Source organism: Oceanimonas baumannii, from assembly GCF_002245495.1.
Lineage (GTDB): Bacteria > Pseudomonadota > Gammaproteobacteria > Enterobacterales > Aeromonadaceae > Oceanimonas > Oceanimonas baumannii.
The window spans coordinates 97,569-123,808 of sequence record NZ_NQJF01000002.1 but is presented as its reverse complement, the minus strand read 5'-3'; the positions used below and the strand labels follow the sequence as shown (position 1 = coordinate 123,808).

18 protein-coding genes and 3 pseudogenes are annotated in these 26,240 nt (G+C 53.2%); 8 read left to right on the top strand and 13 right to left on the bottom strand.

The features are described 5' to 3' along the window. Window positions 1-293 precede the first annotated feature (293 nt). Window positions 294-1,209, bottom strand: a pseudogene (locus B6S09_RS02535) (IS5 family transposase). 140 nt (window positions 1,210-1,349) lie between these two features. Beyond that, window positions 1,350-1,750: pseudogene (locus B6S09_RS02530) on the bottom strand (ISAs1 family transposase); the annotation flags it as partial. Between the two features lie 221 nt (window positions 1,751-1,971). Between B6S09_RS02530 and B6S09_RS02525 the strand changes: the two are divergent. Further along, window positions 1,972-2,991 carry a helix-turn-helix transcriptional regulator gene (locus B6S09_RS02525; RefSeq protein WP_094276925.1) on the top strand — a complete coding sequence of 340 codons (1,020 nt, stop codon included), beginning with the start codon at window positions 1,972-1,974 and terminating at the stop codon, window positions 2,989-2,991. Here the strand turns inward: B6S09_RS02525 and B6S09_RS02520 are convergent. After that, complete coding sequence (locus tag B6S09_RS02520) at window positions 2,973-3,623, bottom strand: HEPN domain-containing protein (protein WP_208321691.1); 651 nt, start codon at window positions 3,621-3,623, stop codon at window positions 2,973-2,975. The two genes, B6S09_RS02525 and B6S09_RS02520, sit on opposite strands and share 19 nt — an antisense overlap. 515 nt (window positions 3,624-4,138) lie before the next feature. Between B6S09_RS02520 and B6S09_RS02515 the strand changes: the two genes are divergently transcribed. From B6S09_RS02515 to B6S09_RS02490, 6 genes are read left to right on the top strand one after another with little or no spacing between them, the layout of a single operon-like run. Then, window positions 4,139-5,833, top strand: a complete 1,695-nt coding sequence (locus B6S09_RS02515; RefSeq protein ID WP_094276924.1) for a dynamin family protein — start codon at window positions 4,139-4,141, stop codon at window positions 5,831-5,833. Further along, entirely contained in the window at window positions 5,830-7,332 is a 1,503-nt protein-coding gene (locus tag B6S09_RS02510; protein WP_094276923.1) for a dynamin family protein, read from the top strand. The genes B6S09_RS02515 and B6S09_RS02510 overlap by 4 nt, the downstream gene beginning before the upstream one ends. A 6-nt stretch (window positions 7,333-7,338) precedes the next feature. Next, window positions 7,339-8,091 carry a hypothetical protein gene (locus B6S09_RS02505; protein WP_094276922.1) on the top strand — a complete coding sequence of 251 codons (753 nt, stop codon included), beginning with the start codon at window positions 7,339-7,341 and terminating at the stop codon, window positions 8,089-8,091. Then, on the top strand, window positions 8,088-9,536 hold the full coding sequence (locus B6S09_RS02500; protein ID WP_094276921.1) for a hypothetical protein: 1,449 nt from the start codon (window positions 8,088-8,090) through the stop codon (window positions 9,534-9,536). The genes B6S09_RS02505 and B6S09_RS02500 overlap by 4 nt, the downstream gene beginning before the upstream one ends. Before the next feature lie 14 nt (window positions 9,537-9,550). Continuing rightward, window positions 9,551-11,668 (top strand): dynamin family protein, encoded by a 2,118-nt coding sequence (locus B6S09_RS02495; protein ID WP_094276920.1) that lies wholly within the window; start codon window positions 9,551-9,553, stop codon window positions 11,666-11,668. Window positions 11,669-11,727: 59 nt separating this feature from the next. Then, complete coding sequence (locus B6S09_RS02490) at window positions 11,728-12,390, top strand: hypothetical protein (RefSeq protein WP_094276919.1); 663 nt, start codon at window positions 11,728-11,730, stop codon at window positions 12,388-12,390. Between the two features lie 76 nt (window positions 12,391-12,466). Here the strand turns inward: B6S09_RS02490 and darG are convergent, their stop codons facing one another. The 9 genes and pseudogenes from darG to B6S09_RS02445 form a co-directional block, all read right to left on the bottom strand. Then, window positions 12,467-13,513 carry a type II toxin-antitoxin system antitoxin DNA ADP-ribosyl glycohydrolase DarG gene (gene darG / locus B6S09_RS02485; RefSeq protein WP_094276918.1) on the bottom strand — a complete coding sequence of 349 codons (1,047 nt, stop codon included), beginning with the start codon at window positions 13,511-13,513 and terminating at the stop codon, window positions 12,467-12,469. A gap of 14 nt (window positions 13,514-13,527) precedes the next feature. Beyond that, entirely contained in the window at window positions 13,528-14,184 is a 657-nt protein-coding gene (gene darT / locus B6S09_RS02480) for a type II toxin-antitoxin system toxin DNA ADP-ribosyl transferase DarT (protein WP_208321692.1), read from the bottom strand. A 121-nt stretch (window positions 14,185-14,305) separates the two neighbouring features. Beyond that, a pseudogene (locus B6S09_RS18815) lies at window positions 14,306-15,538 on the bottom strand (tyrosine-type recombinase/integrase); the annotation flags it as partial. A 278-nt stretch (window positions 15,539-15,816) separates the two neighbouring features. Next, entirely contained in the window at window positions 15,817-17,463 is a 1,647-nt protein-coding gene (locus tag B6S09_RS02470) for an electron transfer flavoprotein-ubiquinone oxidoreductase (RefSeq protein WP_094276916.1), read from the bottom strand. 55 nt (window positions 17,464-17,518) lie between these two features. Further along, window positions 17,519-18,862 (bottom strand): YjiH family protein, encoded by a 1,344-nt coding sequence (locus tag B6S09_RS02465; RefSeq protein ID WP_094276915.1) that lies wholly within the window; start codon window positions 18,860-18,862, stop codon window positions 17,519-17,521. A 119-nt stretch (window positions 18,863-18,981) separates the two neighbouring features. After that, on the bottom strand, window positions 18,982-19,914 hold the full coding sequence (locus B6S09_RS02460; protein WP_094276914.1) for an electron transfer flavoprotein subunit alpha/FixB family protein: 933 nt from the start codon (window positions 19,912-19,914) through the stop codon (window positions 18,982-18,984). Continuing rightward, window positions 19,914-20,663 (bottom strand): electron transfer flavoprotein subunit beta/FixA family protein, encoded by a 750-nt coding sequence (locus B6S09_RS02455; protein ID WP_094276913.1) that lies wholly within the window; start codon window positions 20,661-20,663, stop codon window positions 19,914-19,916. Before B6S09_RS02455 ends, B6S09_RS02460 begins: the two co-directional genes overlap by 1 nt. A gap of 12 nt (window positions 20,664-20,675) precedes the next feature. Further along, window positions 20,676-21,815: an acyl-CoA dehydrogenase family protein gene (locus B6S09_RS02450; RefSeq protein ID WP_094276912.1), complete on the bottom strand. Its 1,140-nt coding sequence runs from the start codon at window positions 21,813-21,815 to the stop codon at window positions 20,676-20,678. Between the two features lie 113 nt (window positions 21,816-21,928). After that, complete coding sequence (locus B6S09_RS02445; protein ID WP_094276911.1) at window positions 21,929-23,074, bottom strand: CaiB/BaiF CoA transferase family protein; 1,146 nt, start codon at window positions 23,072-23,074, stop codon at window positions 21,929-21,931. A 105-nt stretch (window positions 23,075-23,179) separates the two neighbouring features. On the opposite strand from B6S09_RS02445, the gene B6S09_RS02440 reads away from it, so the two are divergent. Continuing rightward, window positions 23,180-24,088: a LysR family transcriptional regulator gene (locus tag B6S09_RS02440; RefSeq protein WP_094276910.1), complete on the top strand. Its 909-nt coding sequence runs from the start codon at window positions 23,180-23,182 to the stop codon at window positions 24,086-24,088. Between the two features lie 150 nt (window positions 24,089-24,238). Here B6S09_RS02440 and B6S09_RS02435 read toward each other — a convergent pair whose 3' ends face one another. Then, on the bottom strand, window positions 24,239-26,218 hold the full coding sequence (locus B6S09_RS02435; protein ID WP_094276909.1) for a sensor domain-containing diguanylate cyclase: 1,980 nt from the start codon (window positions 26,216-26,218) through the stop codon (window positions 24,239-24,241). Window positions 26,219-26,240: the final 22 nt, after the last annotated feature.

Genomic DNA, 26,240 nt, shown 5'->3' with positions numbered 1-26,240 from the left:
TTCGCATGCTGGGGGTTAGCGTCAAACCTAAGTGATCTTTTGCCTGAGTTGGCGCACGACGACACAACAAGAACAACACCAAACCAGATCTATAGAGTTATCGAGGCCAAAATCAGAACCTTAATCACAGCCGACAACCACTACGTTGAAAACACTGTATTGAGATAACAAAGAAGACAGCCACCCTCTATCTATACATTTACTTTAAAAAATCAATAATAAATTATTTAAACCAACGGCGTTGTTGATCAAATCATAGCCGAGAAAGCCTGTCCCTATTGGGCTTGATGCCCTTAACTGACCGGCTGGCGAACAGGCATACCGAGTCCTATGACTCTGTTCATGACCTTAACCCCGGCCAGGATTTCACCGACCTGGCCGTTGTAGCTACGCAGGCTGAGCTTGGGGCTCACCAGCTGTTTGTAACGGGACATCGCCGTTTCTGCCAGCGACCGCTGATGGTCGCCAGAGGCACGTTTCCACTCAGCAAGGTTTCCTGATTTCAGTGCCGTCACGGCGTCGTTTCTCGGATGTCCTTCTTCCCAGTAGCCCGCATTTTTGCGCGGTGGGATGGTCGCTTTGCTACCTTTTTTGAGCAGGAGTTGATGGCATTCCCGAGTATCGTAAGCACCATCGCCCGAGACCTGATTTAACTGACGCCGAAGCGGGTTTAGCAAGGTCGGCAAGACCTCGTTATCGGCCACGTTCTCCAGGCTCATTTCGGCGGCGATGACCTCATGAGTGCGGGCATCAATAGCCAGGTGCAACTTGCGCCAGACCCGGCGCTTATCCTTGCCATGCTTGCGTTGTTTCCATTCGCCTTCACCGAACACCTTCAGTCCGGTGGCGTCGATAACCAGGTGGGTGACCGCCCCTTTACTGGGCAAGCGGTATTTCACGTTCACGGTCTGGGCGCGCTTGCTGATGCTGCTGTAACTGGGCGAGGTCAGCGGCACGTCCATCAGCTGGAATATGGAGTTGATGAACCCTTCCAACGCCCGTAACGGCAAGCCGAAGAAAGCCTTGAGCATCAGTGCCGTCAATGGCGCTATCGCTGTAGTGGAAGCCTCGCCCGCGGCGGCCATGATGCTGATGGCAATGCCATTGCTCGATGGCTTGCTCATCCATCCAGAATGTCAGTGAACCGCGATTGATCAAAGCCCGGTTGTACTGCCGCCAGTTACTGATGTTGTGCCGCGCTTTGCCCATCTGTCAGCTCCGAGTCCGTTCGTCAGATGATCAGATCATGGGTAGGACAGATAGTTCCCTGATTTAGGAAACAACGCCGACTGAAGGTGTCAGAGCTAACGCAACAGAGTTCATAATTTAAACAACCCTGTAAATTCGCTCTAATAATCATCATTCAGACAGCACAACTTTCGTTTTCTCGCCATGCTCAGGCTGCGTACCGTGTTTCGCTTCAAAATATTCAGGATCCATAGTCTGATGACGCCCAAGTTTTCGCCCGCATAACCCACCCGATTTTTCTGCCGGTCTTCGTCAAAGACAATGCCCAGCATCCAGTACAGCAGGTTTTCCACCGACCAGTGCGAGCAAGTCACCTTCAGTTCTAAGCTGGCATCCAGTGCCCGACAACTTATATAAAAGCGAACAAAATCATGGTTTTTCCCATTGTTAACCCGCTCGGCTTGCACTGCAATGATGGTCTGGCTTTCCACGTCTGGCAAATCGTCAGGCACTCATCGACTGCCATAGCCCAACACCACCGATGCACTTTCCTGCCGTGTTGCAAGTAATACTCAGAGAGGTGGTCATAAAGATTGACACCTGACCATTTACCGGCTTTTATCTTTTGGGTTTATAAAAACGCTTAAAACATATTGAAATACTCTGCACTGAAGCATCAATAAAGGGAGAGCAGCCAAAGTTATCGCGAAAATACCGCAGAAATCTTGGTCGACTTCCTGTCTGTGGCGCTTTCACTAAAAAAATAAAATACCAGGAGCACTAATGGACACACTTTTTCGATACCTTGCCATGTTGCAGTTGATCCCACGCGCACCTCAATACAGGGCCACGACAACCTTACAGAGCTTACTGGAAGAACAAGGATTTACGGTCAATCTCCGTTCCATTCAGCGCAATCTGGAAACGTTATCGAACCACTTTCCGCTTATCTGCGATCAGAGCGAGCGGCCCTACCGCTGGTCATTTGACCCAAGCTTCAAAAGTACCCTACCCGCCATGGATACCGCCACCGCTCTGACCCTGGTGCTGGCAGAAGAATATCTCAAGGGCCTGTTACCCAAGATAGCGGTAGACAAACTCAGCCCCCAGTTTCACGGTGCCCGCAAGTTTCTGGACGGCCTGCAGAAAAACGGCTTTGCCGACTGGGCCCGCCAGGTGCGCGCCATTCCCAACGGCAAGGCACTGCTGCCGGCGGCTATCACGCCGCCTGTATGGCAGGGAGTCAGCGATGCCCTGCTCCAGCGCCAGGCAATAGATGTGAATTACCACAGCCGGCAAAAACAGGAAGTAAAACAGTACACACTGCACCCTCAGGGGCTGGTGGTACGCCACAGCGTCAGTTATCTGCTGGCCACGGTGAACGACTATGAAGACATTCGGCAGTTTGCCCTGCACCGCATTCAGCAACTGGCACTGAGCAAATCTCCATTTCGGCCACATCCGACCTTCAGCGTGGAAAACTATATCGCCGAAGGGGCCTTCGGTTATCCGCTGGACAAACAACAAGTACAGTTGGTGGCCCGGGTCGATCCCAGTGTGGCCTGGACGCTGGCAGAAACGCCGGTCAGCGAACAACAACAACTGTCCGCACCCGCCGACGATGGCTGGAAAACCCTGACCGCCACTGTGCCCAACGATCAGCAGACCCAGTGGTGGCTGATGGGTTTTGGTGCCCGGGTGGAAGTGCTGGAGCCAATGGAATGGCGTATGGCCATCGCCGAGCAGGCTGAGAAGATGCTGAACATGTACGCCCGGGAAGAGTGTCAGCTCACCGGCGGATAGCTCGCTTCGCCCCATACCAGCCCGGCATGATCCATCATGATGCCGATAATGACCGGCACCAGCTCTCCCAATATGGCATTGGCATCGCGCAGCTGACTGCGATTCATGCGGCTGTTCCAGGTAGCTCCGCCATGAATCAACTGGTTGCGCAGGGTATACAATCGGTTGAACACCACCGCCAGCACACTGGCCGTATCTTTGCCGGCCAGCGCCGTATTCGCAAACCGCTTGGCGGCGACAAAACGGCTTTCCCAGTTTTCTCCTACTGCCAGACCATTACGATGATCCCAAAACGGCTGATAGATATAAGGGGTATCAAGCAGTACCCGGATAGCGCCTGAGTAGCGCTGCCAGACTAGATTGTAAAGCTGCTGTTCCGAATCCAGATCTACCAATCGGGTGAGATAGCGACTGAATTTTTCGTCTTCCAACATACGCTGCTCGCCCAGTTCGTTGGCGTAGGCGGCGTTAAAGGCAATCCACAGGAATACAAAACGGCCATCTTCGTCGTCACACTGTTCGGCCCGGTCAAGCCAGCTCAGTGCTCTATGCACCCGCAGTGCCAGCGCTTCTGGATGGCTGTCGCGCTCTTTACGTTGACGTGCTTTAAGAATTTCGTGGGTCAGTGCCATTCCCTGCTCCGTTATTTTGTCATTGTTGCTCAACAGAGTTGAGATACTGGCACCACTGAACAAGACAGATATTTTTTACATTCTTCAATTATAAATTCTGACTCCAAAATTATTTTTAAACAAAAAAGTTAAAATAACGCCATTCTCGTCCCACTCTCCCCCTTCCCAGCCAATTTGGCTGGACCAGCCATGTGATTTTTTGGCATAGTTTCAACAGATAAAAAATTCAAAGCGACACCAAGTGTCGCCTGCCATGTCAGACTAAAACGCAACAAAAAGACATGCTCCAAGCACCGGGATAAAAATGCCAACACAGCTGCCTTCTCTTACGGTTTTTTGCGCCAAATGTGGCTGGAAAAAAGCCTGCCCACCTGCGGGAGACGTGCTTCTTGGAGTACCCAGGCAGTGCCCGCAGTGTGGCAATTCTGACTTGCAATTCAGACGCTCATCCCTGCTGGAGTCAGCTCGCCGACTCCTGACATCTTCATCAAAAAAATAATATTACAGAGGTAGCCATGGCGGAGAATATTGCCAAGCCCGCGTTACAGGAAGAACTATTGCATCAGGCACAAGACATAGAAGCCCTGTTACAACGCTATGAACTGGGCACTGATGCCTTTCTCAAAAAAGTAAATGAAGCGAAGCACTTCACTGTACGTATTCCCCTAGTTGGAGCCTTCAGCAGTGGTAAAACGTCTCTCATTAATGCGCTGCTGGGGCAAAAATATTTTGCCGTAGAGGTAAACCCTGAAACCAGCCTGCCGGTAGAGCTTAGCTACGGCGAGCAGGTAGCCTTTACCGGTCATGGCAGTCAGGGCAATACCTTAACCTACACACAGGAAGAAATGCTGCAGCAAGCCTACGATGCCATTCTGCCCGATGGCTGGCTGGAAGCGCGGCTGCCTGCAGAGCAGTTAGCTAACTTTCCCTACCTGACCCTGGTAGACATGCCAGGCTGGGATTCGGGCATTAATCAGCACTCCAAAGCCATTGACAGCTACCTTAACCGCAGCCTGGCCTATGCCATTGTGGTGAGTGCTGAAGAAGGCACGCTGCGTGACTCCATTCGAACTTTTTTGCAGGAGCTTGCACTCCGCCATATGCCTGCTCTGCTTATCGTTACCAAAATTGATAAAAAGCCGGCTGAAGACATTAGCGCCGTGGTTGAAAAACTGCATGCCGAAGCTACCGATTTGCTTGGCCAGCCTCCCCTCGCCTTGGCCGTGGTCAGCGCCCGTAAAAAAAGAGTGGCAGAGTTTTCAGCAGCCCTTGCCAGCGTGCACGACAAAATGGATGAACGCTTTCAGCAGGCGGTATTGGTGCCGGTAAACGATCAGCTAAGGCAACTAAGCATTCGTCTGGAGCAGCTCAGAAACACAGAGAACCTGGATGCAGAGAAAGTTCGAGCAGAACAGCAAGAACTGGATCAGAAAGCCGAACAATTCCGTCAGCGTCTGCAATTGCAGGAGCAACAGTTGGATAAGGATCTGCAACAGGGCGTTGAACGTGTAATTGGCCATGTGCGCTCCCGACTGCTGAGTAACACGCAAAGCCTGGCCAGTGATCTTATTTATGCATCCGGCCTTGAAGACAACATTATGACCATTGTTCGGCTGGCATTGGCAGAAAGCGTGGAAAAAGAGTTTTCCGGTCACATCAGTCGCTACCTGAACAATGTGGCCAATGACGTTCCTCAGGGAATTACCGTCAGCAGTCAGTTCAATGCCAGCACCGATGGCTTCAAGATCTCCGACGATACATTCAACAACTTCACCACCACTCTGGTCAGCATGCTGCCGCTGATGATCCCTGCCATTGGGCTGCCGGTAAAAGTGCTGGGTGTAGTGGGTGCGCTGCTCACCGATTTGGCCCGCAGCTTTTTTAACAAAACCAATAAAGAGCTGGAAGCAGCACGCCAGCAGGAAGCCGCCGAGTCCCAGGTTCGCAACCAGTGCATTCCTGCTGTCATGAATCAGGTGGAAGCTCAACTGCGCCAGCAAATTCAGCAACAGGCCCAGAACATAAAAGAACAGGTCGCCAGCGAAACCAATACGTTTATGCAAAACAACCAAAACACCCTGAAAGAGCTGGAACAGCAACTGCAGCAGGGTGAAGCGGCCTTTGAGCAAAAGCGTCAGCAATATCTCACCGACCTGGCCACCGTGAAGCAGTGGATAACCCTGTTTAGCACCAAGGAGAACGGCCAATGAGCTTGTCAGAACTTGATCCCGCCACGCTGAGCAGTCGATATCAGTTGCTCTGCCGCGCCAGCCATCCGGATCCCGATGAACATCCGCTGCCACCGGCTATCAAGCAGGCGCTGTCGCAACTGGATGACCTCATTCATCAGGAGCTGCCGGAGCTGGCCCGCCAGGGCAGCCCGGATCACATTGCCGACCTGCTGGCCGACATGAGCCGGGAATATCAGCGTCTGGCAGCCTTTTGCGAGTTTCCGGATCTGGGCAGCAAGGTCGTCGTCGGCATTGGCGGTGCTTTCAGTACCGGCAAGTCGAGCTTTATTAATACCCTGCTTGGCGGCCCCAAACGGCTGGCCACCGAAGTGGATGAAACCACCGCCCTGCCCAGCCACCTGATGTGGGGCGAGCAGGAGCAGATCACCGCGCTTAATTTGTTTCATCGCCGGGTTGGTCTGACTCAGGAAGAGTTTCTGTCGCTCACTCATGAAGAAAAAGTTCGTTACGGTAGCCAGGTAAGCGCCTTGCTCAAATCGGCGTACCTCACCCTGCCTGAGTTTCCCTGGCGGCACCTCAGCCTGCTGGATACTCCCGGCTACTCCAAACCTGACGACGAGCGCGGCCACCTTAGCAGCGATGCCAACATTGCCCGCAGTCAACTTAACGCCTGCCAGTATATTGTCTGGCTGGTGCAGGCTGATGCCGGTGTGATCAGTGAGAATGATCTGGCCTTTCTGGCTACCCTGCGCCGTGATATTCCGCTGCTGGTGGTCATTAGCCGTGCCGACAAAAAACCGGAAGAAGACATTCAGGCCATCACCCGGCTGGTAAGCGATACTCTGGCAGCCCGAGGTATTACCACCCTGGATGTGCTGCCATTCTCCAGCCGCAAAAAACGGCTCTATCCGGTAGAGCCCATTCAGGCCTGGCTGGAACAATGGGAACAAAGCCCTCAGGCTCCCACCTTTGCCATTAACTTCAGCAAGCTGTTTTTCAATTATCGTCTGTTCCTGGATCAGTGGCGTCGCCATGCCGGCCGCCGCCTGCACAAAATTAACCGCATTCTGGCCCTGGCCGACAATGACGTGCTGATGAAAGACGCTCAGGATCTGAAAAGCATGGCTCAGCAAGAATGTGACCAGGCCGAGGAGCTGGGCAAAACCCTCACCGATATTGAGTATCGCTTGTTTCAACAACTAAGGCTGGTGGCCGGTGTGCTGAACATGCCTATGCCCGAGCCTAGTGCAATGGATTTGCTTCAGCCTGTTATTCAGGACATGGCCGCCATGTTGCGGGAGCTTCGTGAACGCCGTGACTTGCCCGAGCTGGATTTGAGCGATGTCCTGCACGATCTGACCAAGGCCGGCACACTGGGGAACCTGGATAAACTGCTGCTGCGCACCCAGCCGCATCCCGCCTTGCAGGAACTCACCGAGCCACAGCCGGTAACGCGCCTGGCCGAGTTGCTGCGCCAGCCTGCCTCCCCTTCTTCCATTGAAAATCTGTTGCCCTGAGGTGTTATGAACGCTCCCGCACATCCACTGGAACAAAAATTAAACAGCATAAAACACCAGTTGTTCCCTTTGCGCCAACATGTGATTACTTCAGAGAGCCCTGCGGTTATTGAGGCCTACGCCACCCTGTTGGCAGCTATTTTGCGTGGCCAGCCAGGCATCAGCGCCGAGCAGGACATGCTGTTCCGACGCCTGCTGCATTCCATGAACCTGGATGGTCAGCAAGCCCAACTGTTGAGCAAGGGCGGTCAGCTCAGTAGTGAAGAGCTGCTGGAGTGTATTGAACTGGTTAAACAGTCAGGCAGGGCGGACGCGTTTCTCTTGGATGCATTAATAATTTTAAGAGTAAGTCGCCCCCTCGCACCTCAAGATTTAAGCATGCTATCTGAGTTGACCGCATTGTTTTGTATTAATGAAACAAAAATAAAGTCAGCGACATTCTGGCTACACAATATATTAAAGCTAAAAACAATAAAACTAGACTTCAAACCCCGAATAAAAAAACACAAAAGACCATCTAATCACTGGTCGAGAAAATTTAATTCCTGGAACATAAAAAAAGAAAACAAGAGCTTTATAGAGCGCGACGAACAGATAATAGAAAGCATCCACAAAGAAAATTTCGCCAACTCAAAAATATCAGGAATATTTATAAAAAACCAGCCTGATAGAGTGTTTGTAGTAAGTTACCCAAAAAACATGTTAACTTGGGTGGATTTTATTGACTTCGAAATAATTATTAAAGAAGGTCAACAATGAACGCACCTGTAAAACTTGACAAATGCCTTAACATTCAGCAAGTATTAAGCCAGTTTGATAACATCAAGCTAAAGCACTTCTCTCTGCCTTGCCATGCCATTGCAGAGCTGCCGGAGCACGACAGAGAGCTTTATTTTTGCCAGCTTGCGATGTTGTTGCTGGCCGGTGGAAGTATCAGTGCCAACCAGCAGCGCTTGCTGCAATTACTGTTACCAACCATGGGGCTGGCTAGCAAGTTACCCACCCTCATGGCTCGGGCTCAGCAGCTTGAACAGAAAGATCTGGAAACCGGAATTGAGCAGCTAAAGGAAAAAGAGCTCACCAAAACCTTTATTGTCGATACGCTGGTTCTATGCCGTCTGGAGCAGCCTCTTAACCAGGATCAATGCCAGATCCTGGCCGAGCTGGTCGCCCTGCTTGAGTTGCATCATGCCGATATGGAACATCTTTCCCAAGTCGCGGCTCTAATTCTTGGCCTGCCCCAAGCTGATAAATTGCCCAGCAACTTCAACCCGGATCCACTCAAACTGGACTGCTGGGAAGAGTTTTTATACCGGGAACTTACAGCGGAGCATCTGCAAGCCGGCGTCCATAATGGTTATTGGCGCATTTCCAAGTCGCTAAGTATTGAATTCCCCTTTACACTTGATAACATTAAAATAGTATTCACCCAGAATGGAAAGTTAACTGTAAAAGCAATTGGTGACATAAATCTAAATAATTTACTCTTAGTAAATCCGGTTATATCAATTCATAAAAATGATTGGGGGAACCTTTCTATATATAACTGCAAAATAGAAGGAGCTTATCCTAAAAACAAAAAATTATCCGCATTAACTATAGATGGGTTAACATCCACAATTGAACGCACTCACTTCAAAACAAAAGACGCAAGAGCACTCCGCGCAATTAGCGGAAAAATAAAAATAAAAGAATGCACCTTTGATGAGTGTGGCAATTCTGAGCTGGTTGGAGGTGGAGTCAGCTCCCGCGCAGAGATACTATGTATAATCAGAACAAGCTTTTCAAACTGCAAAGCAAAAATCGCCGGCGGAATTAGGGCGACACACGCAGACATAAAAAACTGCAAACTTGAAAAATGCAATTCCCAATATATAAAAGAATGTGACTTTGATTTAGAAAATAGAGAGAAATCTGTTGCTTTTGGTCATAATGCCGGCGGTGTATTTCTAAACAACATTAAAGGTGAGCATGATATAGAACAATGTGAATTCGAGGATTCATCAGTCAAAGTAGTATTTAAACAACATTATGACTTAATGAGAAATTGTAAAATGTTAGATTCAACGCTAGCAGTTGATGACAGCAGCTCCCACATATACTGCGAGCAAAATGCAAGAAAAAGCATTAACAGAGTATATTTAGGTGTTTTTTCAGGAACATCTGGAAAGGTACCTTATCAATCTTGGTGGGACGACTTCTAATAGTGAGCACAACAATGAATATCAACTTAAATGATCTGCAGAATAAAGTCACCGACCTCTGTGTGCTGTTCTCCGAACAAGCCAGTGGTTTCACCGAAACCGAGAGCCTGCTGGACCTAAAACAGGAGCTGGCGGATAAAACTGCACGGTTTTCCGCCGAAGAGCAGTGCCTGAGCATTGGCATTATGGGACAGGTAAAGGCCGGCAAAAGCACCTTTTTAAACGCCCTGCTGTTTAATGGCGAGCCGGTGCTGCCCGAAGCGGCCACGCCCAAAACCGCCAACCTGACGCGCATTACCTACGGCGAAGAGCCCAGACTGGAGGTGGAATACTACAGTCTGGAAGAATGGCAAGCGCTGGAAAAGGCCGCCGCTCAGCCGGGCGACAGCGCCCAGGCCAAGGTAGCCAGAGAGCTAATAGCGCTGGCGCAACAAAACCAACTCAACGTGGCACAGAAGCTGCAATACGGCAATGTCGAACCCCTTTCTGCTGCCAGTAATGAAGAGCTGTTAACCCTGCTTAATCAGTATGTGGGTGAAAATGGTCGTTATACCGCTCTGGTCAAAATGACGCACCTCTATCTGCCCCGAGAAGAACTGCGGGGCTACGAGGTGGTCGATACTCCCGGCATGAATGACCCCATTCAAAGCCGCACTCAAAAAACCCGGGATTACATGGCCGAGTGCGATGTGGTGTTTTTCCTGTCCCGGGCCAGCCAGTTTCTCGATCAGTCCGATATGAACCTGCTGAGTGAGCAACTACCTGGCAAAGGGGTGAAACGCATGGTGCTGGTGGCCGGCCAGCTGGACGCCACTATTCTCGATGATGGCGACAACAGAGCCTCGCTTGCCGAAACGGAAGAAAATATTCTTACCCGTCTGGGCCGGGGAGCCGAGAACAAGATTCAGGATCTGGTAAATCAGCGCGAACAACGGGGCCAGACCGAAATTGCCGCCATGCTGAGTGAAATGAAAAAGCCAGTATTTGCCAGCACCTTCGCTCACGGCTTTGCCTGCTTGCCCCATGAGAAATGGAACCAGGCCATGCATCACAGCCACAGCGAGCTGACCGAGATGGCCGAAGATAAGTGGAACAACTATCAGTTTACTCAGCAAGACTGGCTGCGCATTGGCAACTTCGCCACCCTGCAAAAAGCCTATGAACAGGCCCGAGCTGATCGCCAGCCCCTGCTGGATGCACAGCGCAACAGCATTGCCAGCCATACTCAGGAACAGTGGCAACACCGGCTGCAGTTGCTGAAAGAAGCGGTGGAAAGTCGCCATCACAAGCTGAAGACAGGAGACATCAACAGCCTGCAGCAGCAAACACAGTGTGAACAACGCATTGGCAATTTCGACATGCTGCTCAAACAGCACATTCGCCAGAATATTCAGCGAATTAATCAGGCCACCAGCGAACTGATGGCGTCGCTTGAACAACAGGCGGCAGACTACCAGCAGGTACATACCCAAACCGGAACCAAATCCATTCAGCGTTCAAGAACGGTAAGCACTTCCAGATGGTATAACCCCTTTTCCTGGGGCAGCAGTGAAACCATCTGGTATACCGACTACGAAAGCTACCAGTTTGCCAGCAGTGCCGATGCCGCCGAGCAGGTTCGCAAATATGCCCAACGCTGCAAACAGGATATCGAACATAAATTCAATCAGCTGATAAACCCCAGCACTCTTAAACACGAGTTGAAAGCCAGCCTGATTAACGTGCTGGATACCAAGAGTGAGCACTTTGATCCTCAGGGCTTTCGTACCATTCTGGATCACAGTATCGAAAAGCTGAAGCTACCCACCCTGGAGCTGGAAACCGGCAATATGGCCGACATGATCAGCAGCCGGTTTCAGGGAGAGGTTAAAGGCAACGACATCAATGCATTGCGCAGCACTCTGGCCGACACCCTGCGCCAGGTATTTCAACGGCTTGGGCAAAGTGTGCGCCAGGGCGAAAACCGGCTGTGCGATGCGCTGAAAACAGTATCCGCTACGCTGGCCAGTAGCCTGACCCAGGATCTGCGTAATGAGCTCGACAAGCTCAAACACGACTTCAGCCAGCATCAGCAACAACTGGAGCACTACAGCCAGTTGTTGGTGTTGATTGAAAAGAACCAGCAGTTGTAATTAATACCGGGCCGTATTGGGTTATTGCGGTCCCCTACATGCAAACAAGGAATGAGCACATGAAAACACAAATTTCTGCACTGGGTTTAGCGTTTACCTTGCTTTGTGCGCCGGCCATGGCTGACTTGACGATTGAGTCCAAGATCCCAGGCTCTGCAGAAGGCACGGTAAAATATGCCTCTATGGACTTCTGGCTGGAAACAGACAATGGAGACACCATCGACCTGGCAGATACCGATGAAGTCTACGACTACCTGATTGATAAGGTGGGGCAGAAAGTGCGGTTTGATGGTGCCTCTGTTACCTACAGCAATGGCCATACCTACTTTGAGCCCAAGTTTGAACAAGCCGCTGCCTTGCCGGCCCTCAAAGTCAGCCTGAGCACTAATGACGACGGCGTTACCCATATTTTTCTGGACGATAGGCCTGCTTTTTCCGTCAATGATTACTATAGTGCCCGAGTGCTAAAAGAGTATACCACTAGTGATAACAAGGTATCCGTAATTCAGTTACTGACCGGCGGTACCGGCTGTCCAGCTGATCATATGCTGCTTGTATCTCATTATCATGGCCAGCCCCTGCTCACGCCAACGTTTGGTAACTGCAGCGACATGATTGAAACCAAAGTGGAAAACGGCAAAATTGTGATGGAACTTCCGGGAAAGGTTGATGAAACCTGGACCTGGGACAACGCTACCTATCGGCTGGTAAAGCAAGGGTAAGCTTCAAGACGGTAAAAATGGGAGTGAGACAGAAATCAAATCACTCCCAATTACAACCTATTCCCTTCATCCATTATTAGGCGGCAGCAGTAATCCACCCCTTTTTAGTTAATACATTAACTGCCAAGGAAATTTGACGAGGGCTAAATTGCTGTTTGCGTTCACTCCACGCATAAGTTTGGTGAACCACATCATCTACTGAGCTTGCCGTATTGTGCTTCATTACCCAATGCACTGTTGATAGCAATTCCAGGCCGAAGGATGATTCAAACCCTTCCACTAATTCAGCAACTTGGTCAAAACGGGCTCTGGTTTCGGGTGAACGCTTCAGAAACTCGGAAGCCTGCTCGGCAGCACCGGGCATCAAGGTGAGCTGCTTGTCGGGCGCATCTCCGCCATCGGCATAGCCAGATACCAGATGCCCTTCAATCACGTTCAGTACATGACGCAGGTTCTCTGCATAAGGGCCATAAGGTGCTTGATTGTATTTCAGACGCAACGGCTCACCCGCCTCCTGCATAAAGTACATCAGCTTATGCACTTCCAGCAGGGTCACGAACGGATCGAGCAAGCCCCCAAGGTAGCGGCGCATCAGTTCAACCAAGGCAGCTCTGCCGGCTGTCATAGCTGGCACTTCACGCTTATGAATCATGTTCTCGGGGGCAGGTGCGCCTGCAGGTTCATAAATGACCACTTTTACATTTTCAAGCGGTTGCAGAGCAGCTTCTATTCTGAATCTGACCTCCTCCCACTTCAGGCCCCCCAGGCCACTTCCCAGTGGCGGAATAGCGATAGATGAGATGTTGTTTTGGCGTATGGTTTCAACCAACGCCTGAAGCCCTGCTTCTATGTCTTCCATCTGGCTCTTGCCACGCCAGTGCCGTTTGGTAGGAAAGTTAATAATGTAACGTGGGCCGCTCAGCTGGCCGGTATCAAATACAAACATTTGCCCAGGCCGGACTTCATCACGTTTACATGCCGCAGCATATGCCTTGAAGTTCTCAGGGAAAGCGTGCTTAAACTGAAGAGCCAAACCACGGCCCATAACACCAACACAATTCACTGTGTTGATCAGTGCCTCGGCATCTGCTTGAAAAATATCGCCATTTTTGTACTCAATCATCCTCGCAGACTCCTTCAATAATACCACTCAGGCTTAACCTCAACGCTGGGCATGTGACCACTAGCAGTCAGTGCACTCATCACCTGCTGGTGAACAGCATGAGATTGTACGCCAATACGCTCGACCAGATGCCATGGAAAACGCTGCTCCATCAAAAACTCGGCCTGTTTGCCTTCTTTTACTGTTGCCGCAACTCCGTTTCCACTCCAGCGGTTGGACTGAACAGCATCCCAGTTTATTTCGTTTAGCTGTGCCAAACTGGCTCGATCTTCGAAGTAGGTAGCCCCAGCATTTGACAGCGTGAAGGCCCAACAAACGCGGTTTTGGTTTGCCCAGTTAACAGAAGCGTGCAAATCAGCTTCAAGATGAATAATAGGTCCTTGTCCGCTGCGATAGCTCAGTTCAGGATGATTTCTCTGGTAGATCAGGTAAAGCATTATTGACCTGGGACAGAAGTAAAATGGTACACAGTCTCCCACATGCAATCTTGGATGACTCGTCAGGGTGAGTTGATGCAACCGCCGCTGCTTGATGCTATTCATGCCAATAGTCGTCCCCTGTGACGCTCGCCTGACGATTTCAGCATCGCACCACAGATGCTGATCGGTGATGATCGAAGGAAGCCTATCTACATGAACAATATGATAAATTTTTGGTTGTTGTGGGACCATCACCGCCTCGCTATCGGCTTTGAATAGGCATCATTATCAAAATGCATTGTTTGTACATGGCTCAATAACGAAACCGTATGCCTTTCAATTTGCTTGTTTTTTGTTCTACGGCGTGTCATTACACCTTCCCTGCAGGCAAGTCGTTACCTGCTAACCCATCTATCAGATCCGCCCATTCCTGCATCATGACTTTACGTTCATCCAGGTACTGGGCCTGGTTGTAGCTGGCTCTTACCTTGTCTCTTTCGGCATGCGCCAACTGGCGCTCTATTAAATCTGAACGGTAACCCATTTCGTTCAACAAGGTAGATGCAGTGGCCCGAAAACCGTGAGCCGAAAAGCCAATGCTGCCCTTGCCGCTGAATCCCATACGTTCCAGAGCCCGGTTCAGGGTAGTTGCCGTCATGTAAGTATCCGGGTTACGCAGGTTAGGAAACAACAACGGCCGGCCACCAGTGAGAGTATACAGCTCTCGCAGTAGCTCAACTGCCTGGCGAGAAAGCGGCACTATATGGGGCTGACGCATCTTCATTTTTTCAGCCGGGATCCGCCATTCGGCTCGGTCCAGGTCAAACTCGTGCCATTCTGCTTTACGCAGCTCTACAGTGCGAACAAAAGTCAACAACATCAGCCGCAACGCAATCACAGTGGTTCTGTAACCACCATATTCGTCCAGCGCCTTGATGAACTGAATAATCTGCTCTCGGGTAAGGGGTTTGCGGTGTTCCACCTTGGGCCGATGAATAGCGCCCTTCAGAGCTGCGGCAGGATCATGGTCGGCACGCAGGGTGGCAACTGCATAACGGAAAATGGCAGACGACCACTGCCGGATAAGCAGGGCCACGGTTTCCGCTCCCCTACTCGCCGAATAATTTCCAGCAGGTGGGCTGCAGCCACATTACGAATGGGAAGCTTTCCGATATGCGGGAACACATCCGCCGCCAGAAAGCGTTCAACCTGGCGCAGGTAATATGGCGTCCAGCCGGGAGACTTCTTATCTATCCACTCTCGCGCCAGCGATTCACAGGTGCTGGCATTCGCTGCCTGGTTCGCCAGGCGTTCGGCTTGCCGCTGATGTGACGGATGGAGCCCTTGCTTGACCAGGGCCCTCGCCTTGTCATGCTCGGTACGAGCACCAGCCAGGCTCAGGGTTGGGTATTCACCAATGGCAAAGACATTCTCTTTACCGGCAATCCGGTAACGATACCGCCACAGCTTGGATCCCGAAGGTCTAACCTCCAGGTAAAGGCCCTGTCCATCGGCCAGCTTCTGGGGTTTGCTGGAAGGCTTGGTGTAACGAACTTTGGCATCGGTAAGCGGCATAATGCGGGTATCCTGATTTCGATACCCGCAAAAATATCCGCAATGTTCATGGATGGCAATAGACACCAAAAATCTAAAATGGAGCTAAAATACTGATATTAAATACTTTAGTGATTTACTGAGAGACCTTAATGGACACCAATGGACTAGAATGTCGATTATCAATCATCAGCAGCATATTGAACTTATCTCTTTGATTTTATTAAAACTATATAGCTTAAGACTACCTTAGCACCCAGAGCCGGGACCTCAACAGCACATATGAGGAGGCCGCATTTTCGCATCTATCCTGTTGACGTCAAATCTCGGTTACATATTCGGATAATTGGGGCCCCCGCCTCCTTCCGGCACCATCCAGCGAATATTCTGGGATGGATCCTTGATATCGCAGGTTTTGCAGTGCACACAATTTTGCGCATTAATCTGCAATCGCGCTCCCGCTTCCTGCTCAACAATCTCATAAACCCCCGCCGGACAGTATCGCTGGGCCGGCTCCGCCCAGCGCGGCAAGTTTTGTGTCAGCGGAATCGCCGGCTCCTGCAACTGCAGATGACAGGGTTGCTCTTCCTCATGGTTGGTACTGGACAAAAACACCGAAGAGAGCTTGTCAAAGCTCAGCATGCCATCCGGTTTGGGATAGGTAATGACTGGACAATATGCCGCCTCTCGCAGCCCGGCATGGTCCGGCCGCCGATCATGCAAGGTCAGGGGCTGGCGGCCAGCGAACATCCGCTGCTCCAGCCAGTTAAAGGCACCGCCCAGCCTGGGCCCCAGGCGATGCAATGCCGGACCGAAGTTACGGCTCTGATACAACTCATCGTATAGCCAGGACGTTCGAAAACCTTCGTAAAAGGAAACCAGCTCCCGCCCTTCCGTGCCGCTGGCCAGAGCCTCGAACACGGCTTCCGCAGCCAGCAAACCGGACTTCATGGCGGTGTGGGTGCCCTTGATGCGAGCCGGATTCAGGGTGCCTGCGTCACAGCCGAGCAGCACCGCACCCGGCATCGTCATCCTGGGCAGGGAATTGAAACCTCCTTTGGCGATGGCCCGGGCTCCGTAAGACACCCGCTTTCCTCCTTCCAGATACTGACGAAACAGCGGATGTTGTTTCATTCGCTGAAACTCGTCAAAGGGACTCAGCCAGGGGTTGGTATAGTTGAGATCCACCACTATCCCCACCACCACCTGGTTGTGCTCGCTGTGGTAGAGAAAACTGCCACCACCGGCATTTCCCGTCAACGGCCAGCCGGTACCGTGCACCACCAACCCCGGCTTATGTCTGGCCGGATCAATGTCCCACAGCTCCTTGATGCCAATACCGTAATGCTGAGGATCGGCCTGCTTATCCAGCTGAAAACGGCTGATCAGCTCCTTGCCCAGATGCCCGCGGCAGCCTTCGGCAAAAAGGGTATAGCGCGCATGCAGCTCCATGCCGGGCATATAGCCGGCTCTGGGCTTGCCATCCCGGCCGATGCCCATGTCCCCGGTGGCAATGCCCTTGACAGTGCCATCATCGTGGTAAAGCACTTCGCTTGCAGCAAAGCCCGGGTATATGTCCACCCCCAGAGCCTCGGCCTGCTCCGCCAGCCAGCGACACAGCTTGCCCAGGCTGGCCACATAACAGCCTTCATTGTGAAGGCTGGGCGGTGCCAGCCAGCCAGGGATACGATGCGCCGCTCCATTCTGCTGTAGCCAGTAAAGCTCATCGTCAGCAACCGGGGTCGTCAGCGGGGCCCCGCGCTCAGCCCAATCCGGAAAGAGTTCGTTCAGGGCCCGTGGGTCGATAATCGCTCCGGAGAGGATATGAGCCCCCACTTCCGAGCCCTTCTCCACCACGCACACGCTCAGCTCGCGCCCGGCCTCTCTCGCCTGCTGCATCAACCGACAGGCTGCCGACAGGCCCGCAGGACCGGCACCGACAATGACCACATCAACGTCCATGATTTCTCTATTCATTACTACTCCCCGTCAATCTGGCAGGGACGGAAATCTCCGCCCCTGCGCTCCAGACTCAGAAAATCAAATGTGCAGCCAGCGCCACCAGGGGAATGGCCAGCAAGGTCCGAATAAGAAAAATAATCACCAGATCCTTCACCGACAGCGGTATATCCGACTCCAGCATGGCGTTGGCACTTTCGGTAAAGAAGATGATCTGAATGGTGGAAAGGGTACAGACAAAGAACACACTCATCGGAGCCACATCCCCCCCAGCGATGATAATGGCGGGTAAGGCAATCTCGGCAATGGAGAGCAGCACGGTGGGAGCAACCTTGTCGGCATCCGGCAGTTGTAGCAGGTTGAGCAGTGGCTCAAACACCACGCCCAGATACTCAAACACGGGGGTGTAGGTACCGATTACCAGGGCGATGGTGGCGATTGACAGAATATACGCCACTATCTTCTGGGCAAAGGTCGTTGCTTCCCACAAGTAACGGCCAAATACCTCGGGGCCGGTGGTCGCGGCGCGCTCGGCGGCGGCCTGGCAGGCCCGCGCCAGAATAGAACCTTCCGGGTTATCATCTGCCCGCTGTTGCCGCTGCATGCGGCCGTCGAAGTAGCAGTCCGGCTTTCGACTCAGCGGCGGCAGCCGGGTAACCACGGCCGCCAGCAAGAAGTTAATGACAAAAGACGAAACAATCATGTGAGGCAGATACTCCATGATGCCACCTATGGACGCGAGCAGGGCAAAAAAGCCCAGGCTGCAGATACTGAAATTGGTGGCGATGCTGGCGGCTTCCCGCTGAGTATAGTGGCCACTGCGATACAGTTTGTTGGTAATGAAAATGCCCACGGCCGGCGCAGCAACAAACGAGGCCACCGCATCCACCGCCGAGCGACCGGGTAAACGGTAGAATGGACGCATAAGGGGCTCCATCAGGGTTCCTACAAACTCAAGAAACCCAAACTCGGTCAGGAACAGCACCAGAAAACCGGCAATCACCACCGTCAGGAACACACTCCCGCCAAGGTAAAGAGCCAGTCCTCCCACGTCCTTGTGCAGAAACCACTCGGGACCGATCTGAAAGACCAGTAGCCCCGCAAACACGGCACCCAGCAGGAACAACAACCCCACCAGAAGGTTGTCCTTGTGATGGTATTTTTTCAACGCAACATTACTGGTCAGCCGCGAAGCCAGCCAGGTCACCACAAGCAACAGGGTTAACGCCAGGGTCAGATACTTCAGGTTATCACCCAGCGAGCCCTTGATCGCCCCGATAAGGCTGACCAGGGGGATGGTCGCCTTGTCTCCCCACAGCGACAGAGGTATAAAAAAAATAAACAGTCCGATGAAACTGCCCAACAGCGCCTTGAAAGCGCCTCCGCGTCTTCCTTGAATTACTTCGACGTTATTCATCCTTCCTCTCCATTGACAGGATAAAGCCGAACCCGCCCTCGCGAGTCACTCCCTCGATAAGGCGTCGTCATCTACGACGACCTTCCATTCCTTCGTTCTTTCCGCCCTTGCTATCAGAGTCAGGATAATTGCGCTGTCAGGCGTGGCACTGCCTCAAACAAATCTGCCACCAGGCCGTAGTCTGCAATGCGGAAGATGGGGGCATCCTCATCCTTGTTGATGGCCACGATAATGCGGGATTCTTTCATGCCAGCCAGATGCTGGATGGCACCGGAAATGCCCACGGCAATATAGAGCTCCGGCGCGACTATCTTGCCGGTCTGGCCGACCTGCCGATCATTGGCCACAAAGCCGGCATCCACGGCGGCACGGGACGCGCCTATTGCCGCCCCCAGCTTGTCGGCAAGGCCTTCTATCAGGGCAAAATGCTCCGCCTTGCCAAGCCCGCGTCCGCCCGACACCACCACCCGGGCATCCCCCAACTCGGGGCGATCCGATGTTGACAGCGCTTCCGCCACAAACCGCGACAGGCCACTGTCGTGCACCGAATCCAACTCATCAATCGAGGCACTACCACCTGCAGCTGAGGCGGCCGCAAAGGCACTGGCACGCACCGTCAGCACCTTGATCGGATCGAGGGAACGCACGGTCGCAATAGCATTACCGGCATAAATGGGACGTTGAAAGGTATCGGCGCTTTCTACCGAGGTGATGTCAGACAGTTGGCCCACGCCGAGCAACGCGGCCACCCGCGGCAACAAGTTCTTGCCCTGGGTGCTGGCTGGCGCCAGGATATGGCTGCATTCCCGCCCCAGTTCGGTCACCAGCGGCGCCAGGTTTTCGGCCAGTTGGTGGGCATATACGGCATGATCGGCCAGCCAGACTCTGGCTACCCCGTCGATCTGTGCACCGGCTTCCGCCACCGCCCGGCAATCCTGCCCGGCCACCAGCAGTATCAGCTTCTCACCCAGCTGGCGAGCGGCCGCCACGGTATTCAGGGTTGCTCCTCTGAGAGAATGATTGTCATGTTCCGCAACGATCAAAATTGCCATCAGATCACCTTCGCATCGTGTTTCAGTTTGTCGACCAGCTCTTCCACCGAGCTCACCATAATCCCTCCCTGGCGCTCCGCCGGCGGCGTCACGCTGAGCAGCTCGCTATGGCTTTTCAAGCTCACGCCCAATGCATCAGGCGTGCAGGACTCCAGGGGTTTCTTCTTGGCTTTCATGATGTTGGGCAAGGATGCATAGCGCGGCTCATTAAGTCGCAAATCCGTTGTCACCACCGCCGGCAGCCGCAATGCGATGGTTTGCAGGCCCCCATCCACCTCCCGGGTCACCAGGGCCTCCTGTCCTTCGATGTTCACCGCCGAGGCAAAGGTGCCCTGCCCCATGCCGGTCAGTGCGGCCAGCATCTGCCCGGTCTGGTTGTGATCGGCATCAATGCCCTGCTTGCCGAGGATCACCAGCCCGGGCTGCTCCTGCTCCACCAGCCGGGCCAGCAGTCGTGCCACCGACAGCGGCTCGGGCAAATGCTCGGTACGTACATGAATCCCGCGGTCAGCCCCCAGCGCCAGGGCTGCCCGGATCTGTTCCTGAACCTCGTCGGGACCGATCGATATCACCACCACCTCGGAAGCGATGCCCGCTTCCTTTAGCCGAACCGCCTCTTCCACCGCAATTTCACAAAAGGGGTTCATCGCCATCTTGACATTATCCAGGTCAACATCGCGCCGATCGGACCTGACCCTGACCCTGACGTTGTAATCGATGACTCTTTTCACCGTGACCAGTATCTTCATCTTGCTTGCTCCTCAGTCATTCAGCATGGTGCGCGCAATGATGTTGCGCTGTACCTCGGATGAGCCTTCGTAGATGCGCATAATGCGCACGTCCCGTGCGTAACGTTCCAGCGGCATTTCACGGGTGTAGCCATAGCCACCGTGGATCTGCAACGCCTTGTCAGTAATACGGCCGGCCGCTTCCGAGGCATAAAGCTTGGCCATCGCCGACTCCTGAGAAAAACGCTCCCCTTGCTCACGCTTGCTGGCCGCCCGCAGGCCGAACATCCGTGCAGCTTCCAGATCCGTGGCCATATCGGCCAGCATCCATTGCAGACCCTGAAAATCGGCAATGGGATGGTCATTTACTTCGCGAGTTTTGGCCCAGTGCAGGGCCGCCTCAAGAGCCGCCCCCGCAATACCGGTGCAACTGGCGGCAATTTCCACCCGGCCGTTGTCCAGTACCTGCATGGCGGTACGAAACCCTTTGCCTTCTTCACCACCCAGCAGGCTGTCGGCCGGCACTTCGCAGTCCAGTGCCACCTCGAACACGTGTCCGCCTTTCAGGCCCATGGTGCGCTCGGGTGAGCTCACCTCGATGCCGGCCGTATGGCGATCGACGATGAAGGCGCAGATCCCCCGGTGACCGGCGTGTTTATCGGTTTTGGCATAGACCACCATAAAATCCGCTTCGGCCGCGTTGGAAATAAAGTGCTTAACGCCACGCAGGCGATACCCTGTCTCGGTCTTTTCCGCCGTGGTACGCATGGCAGCCGGGTTGGAGCCGGCATTGGGCTCGGTCAGTGCGAAGGCGCCCAGCAGTTCGCCGCTGGCGGCACCCGGCAGCCAGCGCTGACGCTGCGCCTCGGTACCGCCCAGCAGAATGGAGTCGGTGGCCAGGAAATGGGCCGTCACCATGGAGGCAGTAGAACCGCAGGCGGCGGCAAGCTGCTCCACAGACAGATAAAGCGCCACGGCCGACACCCCGGTGCCGCCGCAGAGCTCAGGCAGGTTCATGCCCATGATGCCGATGTCGGACAATGCCGCCCGATGGCGGGTGGCCGACTGACTGCCTTCATCAATTTCCGCCGCCGCCGGCGCTATGACTTCCTGGCAAAAACGCTGCATGGCGTCGGCGAGCATGCGGTCATCTTCAGTAATGGTAATATTCATGATGATCCTTTCCTTGGGTTCTCGGTTTTGCTGCGGCCTCCTGTAGGCAGGCCGCAGCAGGGCCCACCGGCTGCGCCGGCGTAGCAAAATGACGTAGGGAATAAGCCGCAGGTTTAGGGGTTAAACAACTCGGCGTTGTGCTCACCCAGCACGGGAGCCGTTGCCGGTGTCGGGGTAGCCCAGGCGCTGGCTTGCACCGGCTGGGTCATCATGGGAACCTCCCCCAGACGATGATGTTGCTGGGTCTTCAGCAGACGGCGTTCCCCCTGCTGGGCCCGTGCCAGTACCTCCCCCATTTCCAGTACCGGCGAGGCGGGAATGCCGGCCGCCGCCAGACTGGCGATGGCCGACTCCACCTTGTGGCCGGAGAGCCAGGTTTCGATAAGATCACGTAACTCGGGCTCATGGCGAGTTCGGGCTTCATCTGAACCAAAGCGTTCGTCCTGTACCAGCTCAGGCTGGCCCATGGCGGTGCACAAGGCAGCAAACTGCCGGTTATTGAGCACGGCGATAATGACGCGTCCGTTCACGGCATTAAACGAGCCGAACGGCGTGGACAGCGGATGACGGTTACCGACACGCCCCGGCGCTTCGCCACCAAACATCCATTGCGCCACTGGCGTTGGCATCAGAGAAAACAGGCAGTCAAGCATGGCTATATCCAGGTGAACCCCTTGGCCACTGCGCTGACGATCAAACAAGGCGGCCAATATGGCCCAGGAGGCATAAAGCCCCGCCGCCAGATCGGCGATGGACTCTCCCACCTTGGTCGGCTCGCCATCAGGCTCACCGGTAATGGACATGATGCCGGACATCCCCTGCACCACCAGATCATAAGCTGGCAACCCGCTCAGTTCACCTTGCTGACCGAAGCCGGAAATACTGGCATAAATAATATCGGGGTTGATCGCTTTGATAGCCGAAAAGCCCACTCCCAGTCGTTCGGCTACCCCCGGCTTGAAGTTTTCCACCAGCACGTCGGCCTCGCGTACCAGCTCCAGTAAACGGGCCAGGTGATCGGGATTTTTCAGATCGGCAACGATGCCCTTTTTATTGCGATTCATCAGGGTGAACAGTGCACTTTCTCCCTGCGCGAAGGGTCCCACATAACGATATTCATCGCCGCTTGGCGGCTCCACCTTGATAATTTCGGCTCCCAGATCCGATAACAGGGCGGTGCAAAATGGCCCGGACAATACCCGAGTAAGATCGATGACTTTGATTCCGGCCAAAGGCTGGCGGCGGTGTGGCTGTTCCATGATATGGGCCTCAGAGTTCTGGTTAGGTCTTGGCTCTGAGTTTGTCAGTGGGTTAATATTTGGTAAAACATTAGTTGCAAATATTAAATATAGGTTTTTTTAGTAGTGATAACCTTACATCAACTCAGAGTGTTTGTGGCGGTTGCCGAAAGTGGCGGTACCGCTGCCGCCGCACGCCATTTATACCTGTCTCAACCCTCGGTCTCACTGACGGTACGTAACCTTGAAGCGGAGCTGGGGACCGAACTGTTTATTCGCAATCCGCCACGCGGGTTGTCCATCACCCCCTTTGGCCGCACCAAGCTGGAAGAGGCCCGAACCTTACTCTCTATAGCCGAGATGTTTGCCGAACCTCAGGATGCCGGAGGTCAGCTGCACGGCCAGATTATCATCGGTTATTTCAACTCTCTGGGGCCACCTTATGTACCTGGCCTGTTGCGGTATTTACGAGAAAGGTTGCCCGGTGTGGATGTGCAACTGCGCGACGGAGATCTGGGCTCTATCAACCGCATGCTGGAAACCGGCCAGGTAGAGCTGGCGCTGACCTATGATTTGGGCATGACCGAACGCCCGCGGGTGCACCTGCTGAAAGAGTGTCAGTTTTACGCTGCCTTGCCCCCAGAACATCCTCTGGCACAGCAACAAACCGTGTCGCTGGAAGCGCTGGCGCAAGAAACTCTCATCCAGTTTGACTTGCCCCACAGCCGCGAATTTCTGATGTCCCCATTCTGGCAGTACCAGCTGGAACCCCGTATTGCCTATCGCACCACCTCGCTGGAAATGGTGCGCGGCATGGTGGCTCAGGGGCTGGGGGTTGCTTTACTGATTACCCAGTCGCTAGCAGAACAAACACATGATGGCTCCCGGCTGGTGTGCCGCCCCATTGAGAATGCATTACCCTCGCAGCGACTGGTACTCGCTCACTCTCACCATTTTTCACCCACTCCTGTAGCAGAAGCGGTTACCCAGGAGATAAAGGATTTTTTCAAGGAAAGACTATCCGATTGCATTTGATCAGACTTATCCGGCTGCTCAGCGTGCAGCACACACTGGGCACTGTGTGCAGGCTACCTGTAATGGAACCTCTTTAAGGCCACCAACAATGAATACGAACAGAGCTATGCACCAGCCTGTGTATTCGAGTTACACAGGCCACAAGTTCATTTAAATTTCGAAGTTGCCTTTTTCTCCCGGCTCACCGGCCGCACAAACCTGATTCCGACCACTGTTTTTCGCCTTATAAAGTGCCTGATCGGCAGATTTAAGCAGCGCTTGAATACTCCCGTGAGCCTCCGACAAGGTAGCCACACCTAGCGATACGGTAAAACGAATTTCAATATTATTACTCACTATTACGCGCAGCCGGCCAAGGGCCTGGCGAATTTGCTCAGCCTTGTGTGTCCCCTGCTCCAGTGAGGTATCGGGCAGCAGGATCACGAACTCTTCGCCACCAAACCGGGCCAGCACATCAGTGGTTCTGAGTGAATTCTGGCAGTGCTCTGCCAGCGCCTTAAGCACCTCGTCGCCGGCATCGTGACCATAGGTATCATTCACTTTCTTGAAATGATCAATATCCAGCTCTATCAACGTCAATGGCATACCAACTCGGTGCGCCCGGGCCAGTTCCCGTTCGGCAAGTTCGTCAAACCAACGCCGGTTGGCGGCACCGGTCAGCGGATCCTTATGGGCCAGCTCTTTTAGCTGTTGTTCCAGCCGGGCCTGATGGCTGACATTTTGCATACTGAAACGGCCCAGCTCCAGCGTCCGCTCATGGCTTAAACGCGATGATACGCTGCAGGACATGACCAGAATGTCACCATTCTTGGCTTTGATACGGATACGTCTGTGATGCTCTTCATCCTGCATCATGGTACTCAGTAAAGCATGAGCTTGTTCAAAAGACTCTGCATCAATCAGTTCAGCCAGGCTTTTTTGGCGTACCAGCTCCTCCCGTTGATACCCCAGATACTCCAGGGTGCGCTTATTAGTATTGGAAATTCGTCCGTCTTGAGTCAGCGTCAAATAACCGATGGGAGCGTTTTCATAAAGATCCTTAAAGTTCTCCAGCTGCTCCCGCTCCAGAGCCGCATTTTGTCGGGCCTGCTGGCGGTTACGTATCAAAAGATATACAGCCAGCAAGGTGAGCAGAAACACGGCTGCCAACGCACCCCTGAACCCTGGCTTGTGATAAATCGCAGCAGCCTGCCACCGCTGTTTTTCAGATTCTATTAAAATGGCCCACTGGGATGCCTGAAGATCGCTGACAACGCCCAGATCATAGACATACCGAGCACTGCTGGTTCCTTCATAAATATTGGCAATATCCAGCCAGCTAAAACTGAACAGGCTGCCGTCCAAATAGACCGAGCCAGCGGTTCTGCTTTGCAATTGTTGCCATAATGACGGTTGCCAGCTGGCCACTGTCAGATCCGGCCGGTCACGCATCCAGCCCCATTCATTAGCCGGCTTGTGATTCACCATCCAGTAACCTTCGGCATTCAGCAACATGGCCCTGTCCCCTTTGGGAAACAATTCAATAAACTGGTTCAGCATACCAGCGGCCTTCATATTCAGTACCAGTAGCCCGGCCGGCTCACCGGTGACGCTTTTCATCATGCGCACCAGCCGTATAGTGGGTTTGAAAGGGGTTTCCAGCTTATCCTGCTCTTTGTTCAGATCCAGTGGCGACAAATAAACCTGGCCGGGTGTCAGCTTCAGGCCCCGCTGTACATAATAACGGTCTTTTTTATCCTGCAATTTATGTTCAGGCACCACAAACGTACCTAAATTCGTGTTATTGATGCGAATGCGCTCTTTACCATCAAGATCGATAATACGAATTTGATCATAGCGGCCATAAATAGCAGCCGTGTTGAGAAAAACCTGCGTCAGTTTCTGTTGATTTTCTGCATTAGGTTGATCAAGAAAGCCCAGCTCATAAGCCACGGCAGAGAGTTGCTGAGTATCCTGCACTGATACCATCAAGTGCTCGTGAAGCATGGTACGGGCAGCCTTGGTCAAATGCTGATGGCGCTGCAGTGCCTGCTTCTTAAGACCATTATCATAAACGTTTTTCCCCACCCACAGGCCCAGCCCAAGCAACACCCAGGACACACATCCCCATAATACAAAACGCTGTAGCATATTGTTCCCGTTATCGCCTGCT